Source organism: Xanthomonas sp. A1809, from assembly GCF_017746015.1.
GTDB classification, from domain to species: Bacteria; Pseudomonadota; Gammaproteobacteria; order Xanthomonadales; family Xanthomonadaceae; genus Xanthomonas; species Xanthomonas euvesicatoria.
This window is the reverse complement of sequence record NZ_JAGHWZ010000004.1, coordinates 220,109-237,323: the sequence shown is the minus strand read 5'-3', so window position 1 is coordinate 237,323 and position 17,215 is coordinate 220,109. Positions and strand designations below refer to the sequence as shown.

At 66.8% G+C, this 17,215-nt stretch carries 18 protein-coding genes and 1 tRNA gene; 6 read left to right on the top strand and 13 right to left on the bottom strand.

The window, feature by feature from the left end:
• The first annotated feature begins 163 nt into the window (after positions 1–163).
• Positions 164–1,132: an alpha/beta hydrolase gene (locus tag J7396_RS04910; protein WP_065628731.1), complete on the top strand. Its 969-nt coding sequence runs from the start codon at positions 164–166 to the stop codon at positions 1,130–1,132.
• A gap of 298 nt (positions 1,133–1,430) precedes the next feature.
• Here J7396_RS04910 and J7396_RS04905 read toward each other — a convergent pair whose 3' ends face one another.
• The 4 genes from J7396_RS04905 to J7396_RS04890 all read right to left on the bottom strand — a co-directional run bounded on the left by J7396_RS04905 (position 1,431) and on the right by J7396_RS04890 (position 5,298).
• Positions 1,431–2,111 (bottom strand): DUF2490 domain-containing protein, encoded by a 681-nt coding sequence (locus tag J7396_RS04905; RefSeq protein ID WP_014089118.1) that lies wholly within the window; start codon positions 2,109–2,111, stop codon positions 1,431–1,433.
• Positions 2,112–2,349: 238 nt separating this feature from the next.
• On the bottom strand, positions 2,350–4,254 hold the full coding sequence (gene mnmG, locus J7396_RS04900; RefSeq protein WP_071118613.1) for a tRNA uridine-5-carboxymethylaminomethyl(34) synthesis enzyme MnmG: 1,905 nt from the start codon (positions 4,252–4,254) through the stop codon (positions 2,350–2,352).
• 261 nt (positions 4,255–4,515) lie between these two features.
• Complete coding sequence (locus tag J7396_RS04895) at positions 4,516–4,692, bottom strand: hypothetical protein (RefSeq protein ID WP_011346080.1); 177 nt, start codon at positions 4,690–4,692, stop codon at positions 4,516–4,518.
• Positions 4,693–4,824: 132 nt separating this feature from the next.
• Positions 4,825–5,298: a hypothetical protein gene (locus J7396_RS04890; protein WP_005912746.1), complete on the bottom strand. Its 474-nt coding sequence runs from the start codon at positions 5,296–5,298 to the stop codon at positions 4,825–4,827.
• A 157-nt stretch (positions 5,299–5,455) separates the two neighbouring features.
• Between J7396_RS04890 and J7396_RS04885 the strand changes: the two genes are divergently transcribed.
• Genes J7396_RS04885 through J7396_RS04875 form a run of 3 tightly spaced genes read left to right on the top strand, consistent with a single transcriptional unit; the run spans position 5,456 to position 7,480 of the window.
• Complete coding sequence (locus J7396_RS04885) at positions 5,456–6,415, top strand: pyridoxal-phosphate dependent enzyme (protein WP_209261079.1); 960 nt, start codon at positions 5,456–5,458, stop codon at positions 6,413–6,415.
• Positions 6,400–7,017: a YdcF family protein gene (locus J7396_RS04880; protein ID WP_209261078.1), complete on the top strand. Its 618-nt coding sequence runs from the start codon at positions 6,400–6,402 to the stop codon at positions 7,015–7,017. The genes J7396_RS04885 and J7396_RS04880 overlap by 16 nt, the downstream gene beginning before the upstream one ends.
• A gap of 43 nt (positions 7,018–7,060) precedes the next feature.
• On the top strand, positions 7,061–7,480 hold the full coding sequence (locus J7396_RS04875) for a nuclear transport factor 2 family protein (RefSeq protein WP_008578113.1): 420 nt from the start codon (positions 7,061–7,063) through the stop codon (positions 7,478–7,480).
• A 101-nt stretch (positions 7,481–7,581) separates the two neighbouring features.
• Here J7396_RS04875 and lpxO read toward each other — a convergent pair whose 3' ends face one another.
• The 7 genes from lpxO to bioB all read right to left on the bottom strand — a co-directional run bounded on the left by lpxO (position 7,582) and on the right by bioB (position 14,271).
• A complete protein-coding gene (gene lpxO, locus J7396_RS04870; protein WP_008578114.1) occupies positions 7,582–8,487 on the bottom strand; it encodes a lipid A hydroxylase LpxO in 906 nt (301 codons plus the stop codon).
• 249 nt (positions 8,488–8,736) lie between these two features.
• Positions 8,737–9,621 carry a malonyl-ACP O-methyltransferase BioC gene (gene bioC, locus J7396_RS04865; protein WP_029818399.1) on the bottom strand — a complete coding sequence of 295 codons (885 nt, stop codon included), beginning with the start codon at positions 9,619–9,621 and terminating at the stop codon, positions 8,737–8,739.
• Between the two features lie 63 nt (positions 9,622–9,684).
• Positions 9,685–10,467 (bottom strand): SDR family oxidoreductase, encoded by a 783-nt coding sequence (locus tag J7396_RS04860; protein WP_209261077.1) that lies wholly within the window; start codon positions 10,465–10,467, stop codon positions 9,685–9,687.
• Positions 10,468–10,511: 44 nt separating this feature from the next.
• Complete coding sequence (gene bioH, locus J7396_RS04855; RefSeq protein ID WP_014089124.1) at positions 10,512–11,273, bottom strand: pimeloyl-ACP methyl ester esterase BioH; 762 nt, start codon at positions 11,271–11,273, stop codon at positions 10,512–10,514.
• A gap of 100 nt (positions 11,274–11,373) precedes the next feature.
• A complete protein-coding gene (locus J7396_RS04850; RefSeq protein WP_209261076.1) occupies positions 11,374–11,748 on the bottom strand; it encodes a hypothetical protein in 375 nt (124 codons plus the stop codon).
• Positions 11,749–11,939: 191 nt separating this feature from the next.
• Entirely contained in the window at positions 11,940–13,313 is a 1,374-nt protein-coding gene (gene bioF / locus J7396_RS04845; RefSeq protein WP_031420792.1) for an 8-amino-7-oxononanoate synthase, read from the bottom strand.
• Positions 13,237–14,271 (bottom strand): biotin synthase BioB, encoded by a 1,035-nt coding sequence (gene bioB, locus J7396_RS04840; protein WP_005912728.1) that lies wholly within the window; start codon positions 14,269–14,271, stop codon positions 13,237–13,239. Before bioB ends, bioF begins: the two co-directional genes overlap by 77 nt.
• A 49-nt stretch (positions 14,272–14,320) precedes the next feature.
• On the opposite strand from bioB, the gene J7396_RS04835 reads away from it, so the two are divergent.
• On the top strand, positions 14,321–15,046 hold the full coding sequence (locus J7396_RS04835; protein WP_011346085.1) for a ComF family protein: 726 nt from the start codon (positions 14,321–14,323) through the stop codon (positions 15,044–15,046).
• A 331-nt stretch (positions 15,047–15,377) separates the two neighbouring features.
• On the opposite strand, the gene ubiA is transcribed toward J7396_RS04835, so the two are convergent.
• A complete protein-coding gene (ubiA, locus tag J7396_RS04830; RefSeq protein WP_011346086.1) occupies positions 15,378–16,283 on the bottom strand; it encodes a 4-hydroxybenzoate octaprenyltransferase in 906 nt (301 codons plus the stop codon).
• A gap of 477 nt (positions 16,284–16,760) precedes the next feature.
• Between ubiA and J7396_RS04825 the strand changes: the two genes are divergently transcribed.
• Positions 16,761–16,837 (top strand) — tRNA-Arg (locus J7396_RS04825).
• A 172-nt stretch (positions 16,838–17,009) separates the two neighbouring features.
• Here the strand turns inward: J7396_RS04825 and J7396_RS04820 are convergent.
• Positions 17,010–17,198 (bottom strand): hypothetical protein, encoded by a 189-nt coding sequence (locus J7396_RS04820; RefSeq protein ID WP_209261191.1) that lies wholly within the window; start codon positions 17,196–17,198, stop codon positions 17,010–17,012.
• Positions 17,199–17,215: the final 17 nt, after the last annotated feature.

Here is a 17,215-nt window from a genome sequence, read left to right as displayed (position 1 = left end):
GCGGCCAATCTGCGCGTGTGCGGCCACTTTTCCAGCAATTTTGGGCTTTTTTGCGTGCGTGCCCGGCCCGCCGGCCTTTTTCGTCGGTACTGGTTAACGATTTGAATAGTGATGGTTCATAACAATCTGGCAAGCTCGACCATCGCTTATCGGAGAGTTCGTCATGTCGTTTGATCCTGATGTCGTGCGTCTGTTCGCCCAGCTTCAAGAGGCGGCGCAGCCGCCCATGGAAACCCTGCCGATCGAAGGCGCGCGCGCGATGATGCGCGCGGTGGGCGCGCAGTTCGGTTTCCCGCGCATCGAGATGGCCGAGGTACGCGATCTGCAGGCCGACGCCGCCACCGGTGCAGTGCCTTTGCGCTTGTACCGCCCCACGGGGCTCGCGGCCGGCCCAGCCCCGACCTGCCTGTTCGTGCACGGCGGCGGCGGTCTGGTGGGCGATCTGGAATCGCATGACGATGTGTGCCGGCAACTGGCGGCGCGTGCTGGCTGTCAGGTGCTGGCGATCCATTACCGTCTGGCCCCCGAGCATCCGGCGCCGGCCGGCGTGGAAGATGTCATCGCGACGTTGCATTGGCTGGCTGCGCACCCGGACATGGTCGGCGCCGATGTGCAGCGCCTTGCTGTCTGCGGCGACAGTATCGGCGGCGCCATGGCCGCGGTTGCCGCACTGGCCGCGCGCGATGCCGGCATCGCCTTGCGTTGCCAGCTGCTGGTCTATCCGCTGACCGACGCGCGCCAGGACAGCGGCGTGTATCCATCGCGCTCGCTCAATGCCGGCCTGCCACCGTTGACTGCGGCAGCGGTGGAATTCTTCAACCGCCATCTGCTGCCGGATATGGCGGTGGCCAACGACTGGCGTGTCTCGCCGATGCTGGCGCCGGATGTCGCCGGCGTTGCGCCTGCGCTGGTCGTGGTCTGCGACCGCGACATGCTGTACGACGAAGGCCGCGCCTATGCCGAGCGCCTGCGTGCGGCGGGAGTGGAGGTCACCCTGCATAGTTTCCCGGGTATGATCCACGGTTTCATCAACATGGGCAGCGTCTTGCGTGCCGCCGGTGAAACGCTGGACCTGGCGGCGTTGACGCTACGCCAGCGCCTGCTGCCCGCGATCGAACGCAGGGCCGCCTGACAGCCTGCGGCAGCCGTGCCGAGGCACGCGCTGCCGCACCTGTGGCGGTGTCACTGCAGCGTCGGGGCGTGTGTCACCGCGTGCGGGCTCGCCTCGCAAAAAGAACACCTGGGTGCAGCCGTGCGCCGGCAGCTGTGTGGGCGCCAAGGGCGCTGTGCACCACGCGAACCGTCACGGTCGTCATCGGTGGCTCGTCGGCAACCCGCAGGTCCTATCGAAACCAGTCAGCATGTCGCCGGGGTCGATTGAACGCAGCGCTTTCAACTTCGCCCTGCATTGGCCCACGCGCACGTGATGCTCAAAAATTGAAGCGGAACGTGGTCATCAGGACGTGGTTTTCCCGATCCACCGTACGCGCGTTGACGAACTGATTCAGGTAACCGACATCGGCGTTGGCAATGGCATTGAATTTCCAGTTGATGCCGACAAACACCCGGTTCTGATCGAGACCGCGTTGTGCGCCCCATCGGGTCTGATCCAGATTGACGAACACTTCGTTGAACGCCACCCACGACAATTGCGGACTGAACCCGCTGGGGCGCACCGCGCGGATCATCTGCCGCACGCGATACCCTTCATCGCCGAAGCCTTCGCGGTGACGCTGTTCCAGGCGCGTGCGGCTGGTAATGGTGATCTCGGCGATCGGATCGAATTGATATTGAAATTGCCCCCACCAGCGATTCTCGCGGTTGGATGGCTGCCCGGCCGGATGGCTGATGATGGTGTCGTAACCCATCCAGACACTGGCTTTGGGATTGAGCCGATAGAACACGGCAGGGCGCAAGATCAGTTGATCGAACTGTTCGCCTTCCTCGCGCCAGCGCGGATGGACATCCATGCTCCAGTACAGGTTTTCGACCGGCAGCTTGCCTTGCGCATAGACGCTCAGCCAGTAACGCCCGTCTTCTTCGGTCCTGGCATGCGCCGGCCAACTGCATGCCAGGGTCAACAGCAGCAGGGCGCAGGCGCTGCGAAACATCGCCGGCAGTAACGTGCGAGATGCGTTCATGTGTCGAAATGTGTCGTCGTTGGCAAATCATAGCAATAACGCTTGAGTCCGCTTCGACCGTTCGGTCGGCTCAGGTCGCCTTTGCTCGCCCGCATGTTCGCTAATCGGCACACGCCATCGTTTCGCGATGACTGGCGCGCTCACTGCTGCCTTCAGAGGGATGGATGGCCCGGCGATCGCTGCCGACGGGCAGCGATCGTCGCGTCGATCACGCCACCTGGCTGCGTCGCGCGCGCTCCAGATGCACCAGCAGCAGCGAGATCGCCGCCGGCGTCATGCCGGGAATCCGTTGTGCCTGGCCGATGTGCTGGGGGCGCACGCGTTCGAGTTTCTGTTGCACTTCGATCGACAGGCCGCGCACGCTGGCGTAATCGAAGCCTTCCGGGATCGGCGTGGTTTCGTGACGTTGCTGACGCGCGATATCGTCGCGCTGGCGATCCAGATAACCGGCGTACTTGACGCTGATCTCGACCTGCTCGGCCACCTGCGCATCGTCCACGCCCGGGCCCAGGGTCGGCACCCGCATCAAGGTGGCGTAGGTGAGCTCCGGGCGCTTGATCAGATCCAGCACGTTGGTTTCGCGGCTGACCGTCACGCCCAGCGCGTCGGCCACCTCGCGGCCCAGCGCATTGCCCGGTGTGGCCCACAGCGTCGACAACCGCGCGGTTTCGCGTTGCACGGCCTCCTGCTTGGCCGCAAAGCGCGCCCAGCGCGCGTCGTCCACCAGGCCCATCGCACGCCCGACGCCGGTCAGCCGCGCATCGGCATTGTCCTCGCGAAGCTGCAAGCGGTATTCGGCGCGGCTGGTGAACATGCGATACGGCTCGGTGGTGCCGTGGGTAATGAGATCGTCCACCAGCACGCCCAGGTAGGCCTCGTCGCGGCGCGGCGACCACGCCGGCAGCCCCTGCACGTGGCGCGCTGCATTGAGTCCGGCCAGCAGACCCTGGGCGGCGGCCTCTTCGTAACCGGTGGTGCCGTTGATCTGCCCGGCGAAGAACAGCCCGCCCACCGCCTTGGTCTCCAGCGAGGCCTTGAGCCCGCGCGGGTCGAAGAAGTCGTATTCGATGGCGTAGCCGGGGCGGGTGATGTGCGCGTTCGCAAAGCCGTGGATCGAGCGCACCAGCGCCAGCTGCACATCGAACGGCAGCGAGGTGGAAATACCGTTGGGATAAATCTCGGCCACCTCCAGCCCTTCGGGTTCGACGAAGATCTGGTGGCTGGTCTTCTCGGCAAAACGCACCACCTTGTCTTCGATCGACGGGCAGTAGCGCGGGCCGATGCCTTCGATCTGCCCCGAATACAGCGGCGAGCGGTGCAGCGCGTTGCGAATGATCTCGTGGGTCTGTTCGGTGGTCTGGGTGATCCAGCAGCTGACCTGGCGCGGATGGTCGCTGACCTGGCCCATGAACGACATCACCGGCAATGGGTCGTCGCCGGGTTGCTCGGCCATCACGCCGTAATCGAGGGTGCGCCCGTCGATCCGCGGCGGGGTGCCGGTCTTGAGCCGGTCGATCGCGAACGGGCGCTCGCGCAGGCGCGCGGCCAGCGTGGTGGCCGGCGGGTCGCCCATGCGCCCGGCCGCGTACTGGGTTTCGCCGACATGGATCTTGCCGGCCAGGAACGTACCGGCGGTCAGCACCACCGAAGGCGCTTGGAAACGCAGCCCGGTCTGGGTGATGACGCCGCGCACGCTGTCGGCTTCGGACGTGCCGTTGTGGATGATCAGGTCGTCCACTGCCGCCTGGAAGACGGTCAGGTTGGGCTGGGCCTCGACGATGCAGCGGATCGCAGTGCGGTACAGGTTGCGATCGGCCTGGCAGCGCGTGGCACGCACTGCCGGCCCCTTGGAGGCGTTGAGCGTGCGCCACTGGATGCCGGCCAGATCCGCGGCGCGTGCCATCGCCCCGCCGAGTGCGTCGATCTCCTTGACCAGGTGGCCCTTGCCGATTCCGCCGATGGCCGGGTTACAGCTCATCGCGCCCACTGTCTCGATGTTGTGGGTGAGCAACAAGGTGCGCGCCCCTGTGCGTGCAGACGCCAGGGCGGCCTCGGTGCCGGCATGACCGCCACCGATCACGATGACGTCGTAGCGATAGAAGGAGTCGGACATGGGCGTGGACCAGGAGCGGGAAAAGGAAAACGGCCGCGAAAGTATCGGCTGAAGGGCGGGCGAGGTCACTCGTTCGCTATAAATTGTGATGAAAATCACAATTTACGTAAGTGACCCTCAAGTTGGCATGTTTCGTGCGGATATCCCTACTGCACCCGTCGTGGCATTGCGACATGGGCGCAAAGGCTGGAATTGGAACAGGGGCCAGCCGCGCGTGCGATGGGGTAGCGTAAGGGTCGGTAGTCGGGGGACTGCCGACCCTTATTTTTTAAGGTTTCTGCGAAATGGAGCACGCGCCCGTTCCGCTGCAGCCTGCTTGGCAACCATCGAAACAAAAACAGAAAGCCCCGGCATGCCGGGGCTTTCTGTGTTGTAGGCGCCGATATCCGACAGGGCCGGAACAGGGGGGATCCAGATTTCCCTGTCGGACATCGACATAAGTCGTCAGTGGGGCTGGCCCGGTCAAAAAATGACGTGGCGGGTCACACAGAGCACCTAGCTTGCGGCCAATCGTCAGCTGAACGCAAGCCCCCAATGTCGCCAAGTGTGGGCCAGGTCGCAGTCAGCCTCTCACGGAATCTGTTCGCGTGTGTTGCGCGGCGCGGTTTGCCGCTGGATCTCGCGAATGACGCGCGGCGGCGCGCCGATACGCGGTGGCGGCCGCGACGGCGGCGCGCCGGTTGCCGGCGGGCGATTGGGTTGCTGGGGCCGCGAGCCGCCGGGGCGCTGCCCATTGTTGAACGAGCCGTTCGGGCGCGGCGGACGGTACTGCGGACGGCGATCGTACTGCCGGTAGTAGTAGCCGCCACCACCGCGATAGACCGGATACACAGGGTAGTCGTACAGGCCGATCGACCCGGCGCCATACCCATATGGCAAACCATACGGATTGCCGTAGAAGTACGGGGAGTAGCCGGGCGGATAGCGATACTGCACGGCAGGCGCACCACGGTAATAGCCGCCCGACCCACCGCCGGTGTAGTCGTAGGTTGCGCAGCCGCCCAGGGCCAAGAGCCCGGCGGCGAAGATCAGACGGAATTTCATGGATGGTGCCCTCCTGCAACCATGATGCCACTGTCGAACCGATGCATTGAATCGGTCCTTAATTGTGCGGCATTGCGACGCTTTGTCATCGATCCAGCATGCGCGGCGGCACTGCGTGCGACCCGTGAAGAGGAGGCGATACGTTAATCTTGCAGGCATGATCGAGACGGTCCCCCTTGCCCATTCCGACGTCCTGCAGGCCGCTGCGCGGATTGCGCCGCACTGCGCGCCGACACCGTTGCTGACATCGCACAGTCTGGACGCGCTCAGCAGTGCGCAGTTGTTCTTCAAGGCCGAGCATTTGCAGCGCAGTGGCGCATTCAAGTTCCGCGGTGCCTGCAATGCCGTGTGGTCGCTGCCGGATGAGCTGGCTGCGCATGGTGTGGTCACGCATTCCTCCGGCAACCACGGCGCGGCGCTGGCGCTTGCCGCACGCACGCGCGGCATCGGCTGCCATGTGGTGGTGCCCGAGGGCGCGGTGGCGGCCAAGCTGGCCAATATCTCCCGGAACGGCGCCACGTTGTGGCGTTGCGCGCCGACCATCGCGGCGCGGGAACAGATGTGCGCCGAGGTGCAGGCCGGCAGCGGCGCCACGCTGGTGCACCCGTATACCGATCGTGCAGTGATCGCCGGGCAGGGCACCGCCACGCTGGAGCTGCTGCACCAAAGCGGCGGGCTGGATGTGCTGGTGGCGCCGGTCGGCGGTGGTGGGCTGGCGGCCGGCGCCGCACTGGCGCTGCAATCCTCGCCGGACTGCGGGCTGGTACTGGCCGAGCCGGCCGGCGCAGCCGACACCGCGCGTTCGCTGGCGGCCGGGCAGCGGCTGGTCGATTTCGTGCCGGACACCATTTGCGACGGCCTGCGCGGCACCTTGGGCGCGCCCAACTTTGCAGTGCTGCAGCGCGCCGGGGCACAGGTGATCACGGTGGACGATGCGGCGGTCGTCCAGGCGATGCGGCTGGTCTGGCAGTTGCTCAAGCAAGTGGTCGAGCCGTCTTCGGCGATCGCCCTGGCCGCGGTCCTGGCCCAGCCGGCACGGTTTGCCGGGCAGCGGGTGGGGCTGATCCTGTCCGGCGGCAATGTCGATCTGGATGCCTTGCCTTGGGCCGTGGCGTGAGCAGGCGCTCACGCGGGCTCGGCCTGTGGGGCTGGGGCTGGCGGTTGTGCATGCTGGCGCTGATCTGGCTGGTGACCGTGGCAGGCTGGATCGTGTGGATCGGCGACCGCGATCAGGCCGCACCGGCCGATGTGATCATCGTGCTGGGTGCGGCCGCCTACGATGCGCGCCCTTCGCCGGTGTTCGAAGAACGCATCCGGCACGCATTGGACCTGTACGCGCAGGGCTACGCGCCGCGGCTGTTGTTCACCGGCGGCTTCGGCAACGGCGCACGCTTTGCCGAATCGCAGGTGGCCCGACGCTACGCGCTGCGCCACGGCATTCCGCCGGAGGCCATCGTGATCGAAACCACCTCGCGCACCACCCGGCAGAACCTGGAACAGGCGCGCACGCTGATGGAGCGGCACGGCCTGCATCGGGCGATCATCGTCAGCGACCCACTGCACATGGCGCGCGCGCTGCGGCTGAGCCAGGAACTGGGTATCGACGCGCTGGCTTCGTCCACGCCGAGCACGCGGTTTCGCAGCTTCCACACCAGCTGGCGCTTCCTGTTACAGGAGGTGTACTACTTCCACCGCGATCTGGTGGTGCAAGGGCCGTGACCGCAGGCCTATGATGCGGCTTTCCCAGCGGGCAGGTTCGAGCATGAGCGAGACCCATCGGCAACACGCCATTGGCCTGGTGCAGGCCTACTACGCAGCATTCAACCGTGGCGATTGGGACGGCATGTTGGCGTTTCTGGCCGAGGACGTCGCCCACGACCTCAATCAAGGTCCGCGCGAAATCGGCCGCAACGCATTCGCCGCGTTCCTGCAGCGCATGAACGACAGCTACCGCGAGCAATTGCGCGATGTGGTCGTCATCGCCAACGACGATGGCACCCGGGTCGGTGCCGAGTACGTGGTGCATGGCGTCTATCACACCACCGACGAAGGCCTGCCGGAGGCCAACGGGCAGACCTATGTGCTGGTGGGCGGTGCGTTCTTCGACGTGCGCGGCGACAAGATCACCCGCGTGACCAACTACTACAACCTGCAGGAATGGATTGCGCAGGTATCGCGCTGAGCGCATCGACCAGCGCTGCGTAACAGCGCACCTGGGTGCGATGAAGCGTTATCGACGACGACGCTCGCGCCCGGGTGCGCTTCTACGCGGGTAGGCGGGAATTACAGCAACACGATCCCGACCACCACCAGGATGAAGATGCTCCACTTGAGCACCTGGTACAGCGGGTTGTTGCGTTCCTTCAGCGCCTTGGCCTTGAGGCGGGCGGCGTAGAAATAGCGGAACACGCGATTGATGCCGCCGGTCTTGTCGCCTTCCTGATTGGGCGAGGCGCCGGCCGAGAGCAGGCTGCGGCCGACGAAGCGGTTCACCGCCGCCGCCCAGCGCCAACGCATCGGGCGTTCGATATCGCAGAACAGGATGATGCGGTCCTGGTCGGTGTCGTTGCGCGCGTAATGGATATAGGTCTCGTCGAACATGGTCCACTCGCCATCGCGCCAGCTGTGGCGCTGGCCGTCGACGTCGATGAAGCAACGGTCGTCGTTCGGTGTGGCCAGGCCCAGGTGCAGGCGCATGGAGCCGGCGAACGGGTCGCGGTGCGGGCGAAGTTCGCTGCCCGGCGGCAGCTCGGCGAACATCGCGGCCTTGACCGTGGGAATGGATTTCAGCAAGGCGGTGGTCTGCGGACACAATTCGGCGGCAGACGGATGCGCGGTGCCGTACCACTTCAGATAGAAGCGCTTCCAGCCACGCCGGAAGAACGAATTGAAGCCGATGTCGGTATAGCCTTCGGCAGCGCGGATCTTCTGCATCTGCTGCAACGCCACCGCTTCGTCGCGGATCAGTGGCCAGCTCGCGCGCAGCGGCGCCAGCTCGGGAAATTCCTTGCCCGGGTCGATGAACGGGGTGGTCGGCACCCGCGAACACAGGTACATCAGTGTGTTGATGGGGGCCATGAAGGTGGAATGGTCCAGCAACTGCCGGCTGAGCCGGTGCCGCACGCGACCGCGATAATGGATGTAGAGCGCCGATGCGATGAACAGCGCGATGAGGAGCCACTTCAACATGAGGGAGGCCGATTGGGGGCGGGGGGCCGCAAACGTGAGAGTGGCTGCCAAGAAACGCACGCAGCACTGCTGCGTCGTGTCGGTAGCCACCATCGAACAAGGTAAGCCGCAACGAAGGAAGTGCGGCCGGTCACTTCAGAATTCTAGCAACTGTCACCGCCGAGCCTGACCGCTGAGCAGTGGCATGGGCGCAATACGCTGTGTCTCACCGGCAGTGGATGCGCGCGGACCGGCGTTCTGCACCGCCGTTCAGTCGATGCGGCGGCGGATCGGGATGGCGCTGACCGGCACGCTGGCGACCTCATGCCCGTGTTCGCGGATGGGCGCGCCCGGCGCCGGTGCCCAGGCATGGGCGTAGATCACTTCCCAGGAGCTGGGCAGGGTGCCGTCCGGTCGCCGCAGCGGTTCGTAGGCCGCGCTGGCGGCCGCGAAGCGACCGCGTCCGGTCAGGGTGGCGCGGCGGTTGCTGAGTGCATTGGTTGCTCCCATCGCACGCAGCTCGCGCATCAGTGCGGGCAGGTCGTTGTAGGTCAGGGTGAACAGGTCGCGGTCCAGCACCGGGTCGCGGAACCCGGACATCAGCAGGGCATCGCCGAATTGGGCGATCGGCGGAAAGCGGCTGACGTGCGGGGCCGGGTCGGTCTGCGCAAAGGCCTCGCGCAATTCGATCAGCGTTTCCGGGCCGAAGGTGGAACACAGCAGCAACCCGCCCGGGCGCAGCGCGCGACGGAAACCGGCGAACACGGCCGGCAGGTCTTCCACCCACTGCAGGCACAGATTGCTGAAGATCACATCCACGCTGCCGTCGGCAACCGGTAGCGCGCGCGCATCGGCACACACCTGCGTGAACGGCTTCCACCAGCCTGCGGCCTTGCGCGCCTGGCGAAGCATCGGCATGGCCTGATCCAGCGCGATCACCTGTGCCTTGGGCCAGCGCTTCTTGATTGCAGCGCTGGCATGGCCGGGGCCGGCGCCGACATCCAGCACCACCTTGGGCACCTGCTCGCCCAGGTAGTCGAGGGATTCGAGCAGGCGGGCTTCCGCTTCGCGTTGAAGCGCGGCGGCGGCGGTATAGGTGCTGGCGGCACGCGCAAAGGCGCGCCGGACGTGGCGGGGATCGAAAGTACTGGTCATGGCAAGGCTATTGTCGCCCCTGGCAGGGGCGGAGGGAATCGATCGGGCGTGCAAGGCGCCGCGCTAGAACGTGCCGGGATAGCTGCCGCCATCGATCAACAGATTCTGTCCGGTGATATAGCCGGCCTGCGCGCTGCACAGAAAGGCGCAGGCCGCGCCGAACTCGTCCGGCTGGCCAAAACGCGCCGCCGGAATGCCCGCACGCTTGCGTTCGGCGACCTCGTCGGCACTGCTGCCCTGTTGCTGCGCGATGGCGGCGAAGTTGCCGCGCAAACGGTCGGTGGCGAACTGCCCAGGCAGCAGGTTGTTGATGGTGACGTTGTCGGCCACGGTGCTGCGCGCGAGCCCGGCGACGAAACCGGTCAGGCCGGCGCGCGCGCCATTGGACAGGCCGAGGATGTCGATCGGCGCCTTCACCGCGCTGGAGGTGATGTTGACGATGCGGCCGAAGCGGCGTGCGCGCATGCCATCGACGGTGGCGCGGATCAGTTCGATCGGCGCCAGCATGTTGGCGTCCAGCGCGCGCAACCAGTCGGCGCGTTCCCACTGGCGGAAATCGCCCGGCGGCGGGCCGCCCGCGTTGTTGATCAGGATGTCGACCTGCGGACAGGCCGCAAGTGCGGCGCTGCGTCCTTCCGGCGTGGCGATATCGGCAACCACGCTGCGCACCTGGCCAGCGCCGGGCAGTGCGCGCAAGGCGTCGGCGGCGTGCTCCAGTGCCTCACGGCCGCGCGCGGCGATCACCACATTGGCGCCTTCGCCGGCCAATGCACGTGCGCAGCCCAAACCCAGCCCTTTGCTTGCGGCGCAGACCAACGCCCAGCGGCCAGCGATTCCCAGATCCATGCGAGGTGTCCTCGATCAGCGATGTCGCATGATCGACGATCGGCTCATGGTACGGACGCAACGAAGCGTTGCAGCGCCTCGCTCACCTGATCTGCATGACCCAGAAACGGCGCGTGACCACCGCCGGCAATGGTGAGCGCCTGCGCGTGTGGGCTGAGCGCGGCGGCGGCATGCATGCCGGCGGCAGGCACCAGGCGATCGCGTTGCCCGGCGATCCACAGGCTGGGGCGTGCGAGTTGCGGCACGGCGCGGCGCAGATCGGTGCGTTCGAGCAGGGCGAGCCCTTGCTGCAACGCCTCCGGTGCCGGTTCGCCGCGCGCGGTGAGCGTCTCGCGCAGGCTGCGCAGTTCGCTGCGTGCATGCGCCGAGCCCAGTGTGTCCAGCGCAAGAAAACGCTCCAGCGTGCCGCGGTAGTCGCGCGACAACTCGATCCCGAATTGCACGAACACCTCGCGCTGGACGGCACTGGGCCAATCGTTGCCACGCACGAAACGCGGCGTGGCGGCAATCATCGCCAACCCACGCACCTGCGGCAGGGTGGCGGCCGCATGCAGCGCAAACAGCCCGCCCAGCGACCAGCCGAGCCAGACCGCCGGCGGTGTGGCGGCCGCAATTTCTGCAACCACATAGGGCAATGCCAGCGGCGTGCTGTCGTCGCGACTGAAGCCGTGCCCGGGCAGGTCGACCAGATGCAATTGATAGTGCGGCGCCAGGCGCTCCACCAGCGGTGCGAACACGCCGCCGTGCAGTGCCCAACCGTGCAGGAGAACCAGCGCAGGCCCGTGGCCGATGACATCGATATGCATGCGCGCATTGTCGCCGATTGTGGCGTGCCGGCACGCATCGTGGGATGCGCGCTGGCGATTGGAAGCACGCAGATCCGATGGTGGGTGCAGCGCCCAGGCGTCAATGCGTGGCGGCTGCACGCAGTGCGACGATCTTTGGAGCCAGCAGTGCCCATTGCGCGCGCGCATGGCCGCACCAGTGCCAGCGCGCCGGCCAGTGTCGGCGCCGTGCGCGCCGCGCCTGGATCGCCGCAGCCAGCCAGTCGGGATCGAAGCCGTCCCAGACGCCGGCAACGCTGCGCAGATTGCCGATCAGCACCGGGTGCACTTCGTACAACAACATCGTGCGCAACTGGTCCAGGGTGAAGGGCGAGGCAGCCAGGACGCGCGCGATGCCGTCGTCATCGCAACTGTCGCTGTCCAGGTACAGCCGCGACAACGCTTCCCACACGCGACGTTGCGCCGCCGTATCCGTGCCAGGTGTCGCCAGTGGCATGTCAGTGGCCGGGTGCGATTGGATGCAGGCGCGCACCGGTTGCACGGCGGGTCCAATTCAGGCGATCCATCCCGCAATGCACGGTCAGCGCGCCGTTGTCGCCTGCCATGCAGCTGCGTCGTGCAATCGCTGCATTGGCTGAGTGGCCAACGCGTGCTCGCATGCAGGCCAGCCACGCACTGCCGCGTGTCTCAGGCAGAGGCACGCAGCGGCTGCCGACTGACCACGTCGCGCGCCTGCACGATGGCCTCGATCAATGCCTGCACCTGCTGCGGCGTATGCAGCGCAGACAAGGTGACGCGCAAGCGCGCCTTGCCTTCGGGCACGGTGGGCGGACGAATGGCGCCAACCATGAAACCTGCGTGTTCGAGCGCAGCCGACATCGCCATCACGGTTGCTTCCTCGCCGCATAGCAGCGGCTGGATCGGCGTGTCGGAGGCCATCAGTTCGAAGCCGTGCTTGCGCGCGCCATCGCGGAAGGCACCGATCAATTCGACCAGGCGCGTACGCCGCCAATCGTCGCGACGCGCCAGGCGCACGGCCGCCAGGGTGGCCGCCACTTGCGCCGGCGGCAGTGCAGTGGTGTAGATGTAGGGGCGCGCAGTTTCGGCCAGATGGCGCACCAACGCCTCTTCGCCCACCACCACCGCGCCGTAGCCACCGAGCGCCTTGCCCAGCGTGACCAACTGCAACGGCACTTCGGCCACGCCCAACCCGGCATCGGCCACGCAACCGCGCCCCTGCGGACCGAGCACGCCGACACCGTGCGCGTCGTCCACATAGAACAGCGCGTGCTGCATGCGTGCCACCAGGCTCAAGGCGCGCAGCGGCGCGACATCGCCATCCATGCTGAAAACGCCGTCGGTGGCCAGCATCGCCGCGCCTTCGGGCGCGCCCTTGAGCTGGCGCATCGCGCCTTCCACGTCCAGGTGCGGATAGCGCCGCAGCCGGCAACCGGCCAGCCGCGTGGCATCGAGCAGGCTGGCGTGATTGAGCCGGTCCTGCACGCAGACGTCGTCTTCTTCGCTGAGTAACGCTTGCTGCACGGCCAGATTGGCGATGAAGCCGCTGCCGAACAGCAACGCCGACGGATAACCCAACCAGTCGGCGATTTCGCGTTCGAGCGTTTCGTGCGCGGTGTGGTGGCCGCAGATCAGATGCGAGGCGGTGGCGCCGGCACCATCGCGGGCAGCGGCATCCTGCAGCGCGGCGACCACTTCGAACTGTTGCGACAGACCCAGGTAGTCGTTGGAACAGAAACCGGTCAGCCAACGGCCATCGATCTCCAGCCGCACGCCATCGCGCCGCCCCACCTGTCGCCGCACCCGCACCCGTTCCTGGGCCACACGCAATTTACGCAGCGACGAAATCCGTTCGTGCAGATCGGGGCGAGCCATGGGGGCGTTCAACGGCAGGGAAGGCCCGCTAGCGTAGCGTGCCGGGCTCGGGGCGCCCAGCCGCCACCGACGACCGGCGCCCGGCGCCGGGTCAGGCGGCGTGCTCGCAGGCCGCGCTGCGGGTGATCTCCGCATGGACGGTGCCGGGATGATCGTGCTCGGCCGCATCCACGGTGATCTGCATCGGGCGCAGGCCCAGGCGCTGGAACAGGGCCTGGTCGCGCTCGGTGTCCGGGTTGCCGGTGGTGAGCAGTTTTTCGCCGTAGAAAATCGAGTTGGCACCGGCCAGGAAGCACAGTGCCTGCAGTTCGTCGCTCATCGCCTCGCGGCCGGCGGACAGGCGCACCATCGATTTCGGCATGGCGATCCGGGCGACGGCGATCATGCGCACGAACTCGAACGGATCCAGCTGCTGGGTGCCGTGCAGCGGCGTACCGGGTACCTGCACCAGTTGGTTGATCGGCACCGAATCCGGATGCGCCGGCAGCGTGGCCAGCGCCAGCAGCAGGCCGACGCGGTGTTCGCGGGTTTCGCCCATGCCGACGATGCCGCCGCAGCAGGTCTTCAGGCCGACATCGCGCACATGCTCCAGCGTGTTCAGGCGGTCCTGGTACTGGCGGGTGTGGATGATCGAGTCGTAATAATCCGGCGCGGTGTCCAGATTGTGGTTGTAGTAGTCCAGCCCGGCATCCTTGAGCGCACGCGCCTGGCCGGCGTCGAGCATGCCGAGCGTGGCGCAGGTTTCCAGGCCCATGGCCTTGACCTCGCGGATCATCGCCGCGACCTTGGGGATGTCGCGCTCCTTGGGCGAGCGCCAGGCCGCGCCCATGCAGAAGCGCGAGGCGCCGGCGGCCTTGGCCTGGCGCGCCTTGGCCACGACCTCTTCGGTCTCCATGAGCTTCTGCGCGCTCACGCCGGTGTCGTAACGCTGCGCCTGCGGGCAGTACGCACAGTCTTCCGGGCAACCGCCGGTCTTGACCGAGAGCAGGGTGGACACCTGCACTTGCGCCGGGTCGAAGTGCGCGCGATGCACGCTGGCCGCGCGGTGCAGCAGCTCCGGGAACGGCAAATCGAACAGCGCCTGCAGCTCTTTGCGATCCCAGTCATGGCGGACGACAACAGACATCGGAGTTTCCTGACAGTCAGCGGCTTGGAAGCCAGGCAGTCTGGTGAGCATGGAAGAGGCTGTCAACTTCAATCAGGTTCGATCGGTTTACAGATGGCCGCAGCGGGTGCTGCGGCTGTTGCTGCCGAGCCTGTGCCTGGTCTGCGCGGAGGCCGGCACGCCCGATGGCGATCTATGCCCCGCATGCCGCGCCGCCTTGCCCGATCACGGCCATGCCTGCCTGTGCTGCGCCACGCAACTGTTCGTCTCCGACGCGGTGGCGCTATGCGGGCAGTGCCTGCAGCACCCATCACCGCTGCAGCGGGTGCATGCCTGTTTTACCTATCGCTGGCCGGTGGATGGGCTGCTGCGGCGGTTCAAGTTCCATCAGGACCTGGCGGCAGGCCGCCTGCTCAGCGAACTGATGGCCCGGCGCTGCGTGGGGCTGCCGCGCCCGCAGGCGTTGGTGCCGGTAAGCCTGCACCGGCAGCGTCTGCGCCAGCGCGGTTACGACCAGGCGCTGGAGCTGGCCCGACCGCTGGGCCGCGCGCTGCAGCTGCCGTGCCTGCCGTTGCTGCGACGCGTTCGCGCAACCGCACCGCAATCCGAACTGGACGCGGTCGAGCGGCAGCGCAATCTGCGCGATGCCTTCGAGGCCCGCGGCGCCTTGCCGGCGCATGTGGCCTTGGTGGACGACGTGATGACGACCGGCGCGACACTCCACGCCGCGGCGAAGGCCTTGCGCAAGGCGGGTGTTCAACGGGTGGATGCGTGGGTCTGCGCGCGGGTGCCGTGATCTGGCCTGCCGGCGTCAGGTGCGCGAGGCTTCGCCCTTACCCTCACCCCAACCCCCGCTCTGCGCCCCGGCCCACGCTTGCGGCGCGGGCGCTCCAAGACACGCGCGCCAGTGGCGCGCAAGCCGTGTCTTTTCGCCCCGCAGGAGAGGGGCTCGCTGCCTGACAGGACAGCGCGGTGGATGGCGATGCGGCTTCGGTGGGTGGACGGCGGAGGACGAGACGAGGAGTAGAGCCGTCAAAGATGCGCGCATGCTTCGAACCCTCACCCGTCATCCCAACATCTGGTCTGTAATCGACGGATTCCCGAATCCCGAATCCCGAATCCCGAATCTAACGCCCCGCCACCGCCACGGCGATGCCGACGAAGATCGCCAGGCCGACCCAGTTGTTGTGCAGGAAGGCGCGGAAGCAGGGGCCACGCTCGCGGTGGCGGGCGATGCGGAATTCGTAGGCGACCAGCAGCGCCGCAACGGCCAGACCGGCCCAGTACGCCACACCGAGATCGGCGCGCAGGCCGACCAGCACCAGCGTCGCGGCCATCAGCGCATACAAGATGCCTTGTGCGATCAGATCGAATCTGCCGAACAGGATGGCGGTGGATTTGCTGCCCATGCGGATATCGTCGTCGCGGTCGACCATGGCGTACCAGGTGTCGTAGGCGGTGGCCCACAGGATGTTGGCGGCATACAGCAGCCAGCCCAGCAACGGCACGCGGCCTTGCACGGCGGCGAAGGCCATCGGGATGCCCCAGCCGAACGCCATGCCCAGATAGACCTGCGGCAGGTGGGTATGGCGCTTGAGATAGGGGTAGCTGGCGGCCAGGAACACGCCGGGCACGCTCAGCGCCACGGTGAGCCAGTTGAGCGTGAGCACCAGCGCGAAGGCCACCAGCATCAGCACCACGAAGACCCACAGCGCCTCGCGCCCGGAGACCGCGCCGGTGGCCAGCGGACGCGATTTGGTGCGCTCCACGTGCGGATCCAGCCAGCGGTCGGCGTAATCGTTGATCACGCAGCCGGCCGAGCGGGTCAGCCACACCCCGGCGGTGAACACCAACAGCGTCCACAGCGGCGGCAGGCCATCGGCAGCCAGCCACAACGCCCACCAGGTGGGCCAGAGCAGCAGCAGGCTCCCGATCGGGCGGTCGCCACGGACCAGCTTCCAGTACTGGCCCAATCGCTGCGGCCACGTCAGCGCGCGCGCTGCGGGCAGTTGTTCGACACCATGCTTGCTCATGCGGCAAAGGGTAGCAGCGCGGCTCGGCCGTGGTCATGTGGGCGCGGGGTGGGCGCTGTGCGGGCGGCAATCCTGGCAATGCCCTGCCATCCATGATGGCCGGCTGTCATGGGGTGCGGCTGGCCGCAGCGATCAAGGTTGCGAGCGGCCAGGGCCGGGCGTTGGCGCGGGTGGGCTGCGGCAGGTGGTGCGGTTGCCACGCAGGCTCGGCAGTGACCGCGCTCAGGCGCGTGCCCAAGCTGACGGTCAGGTGGGGACGTTGAGCAGGCTGCCTCTGGCGACGGCCGCTTGAGATGGCCACACCGCTGCACGTCTGGACCCTGTGCGCTTGAACCTGGGCGTCCGGTGTCGCCCGACGACTGCCCGGGCCGAGAGGCCGGTGTCGTTGCATCTGGAGTGACGCCGTGGCTGGCCAGGTCGCGTGTCGCCCGGCCCCATCACGCGCACGCCGGCTGTTCTGGCATAATGCGCGGCCAGGCGCTCGTAGCTCAGCCGGATAGAGTAGTGGCTTCCGAAGCCATTGGTCGGGGGTTCGAATCCCTCCGGGCGCACCAGTTCAGTTCCAGAGCTTGTGCTGGGATTAAAAAAAACCCTCGAGAGATCGGGGTTTTTTGTTGCCTGCACAGCGAACGGTCCACCCGGAGCCATTGGCATCCAGGCTGATCGGGCATAGATGGGCGCACCTGCCCTCAACGCAGAAGCGCAGAAGATGGATGCCCCATGCAGTCAAGCGGCTTCATGGAACGCCGCAACGACAGCGACCAACGCGGCGTCCTGGATATGCGTGGCTTCCGCAGTTTGAGCGACGCGAGCAAACAGACCGCTGCCGCTTGGCTGGTTGCCTGCAGCCGATAACGACTGCATGGACGCGGCGGGCAAACACCCGCCGAGTTCTGCGATCAACACCATCAGCATGCCTGTCCATTCTCAAC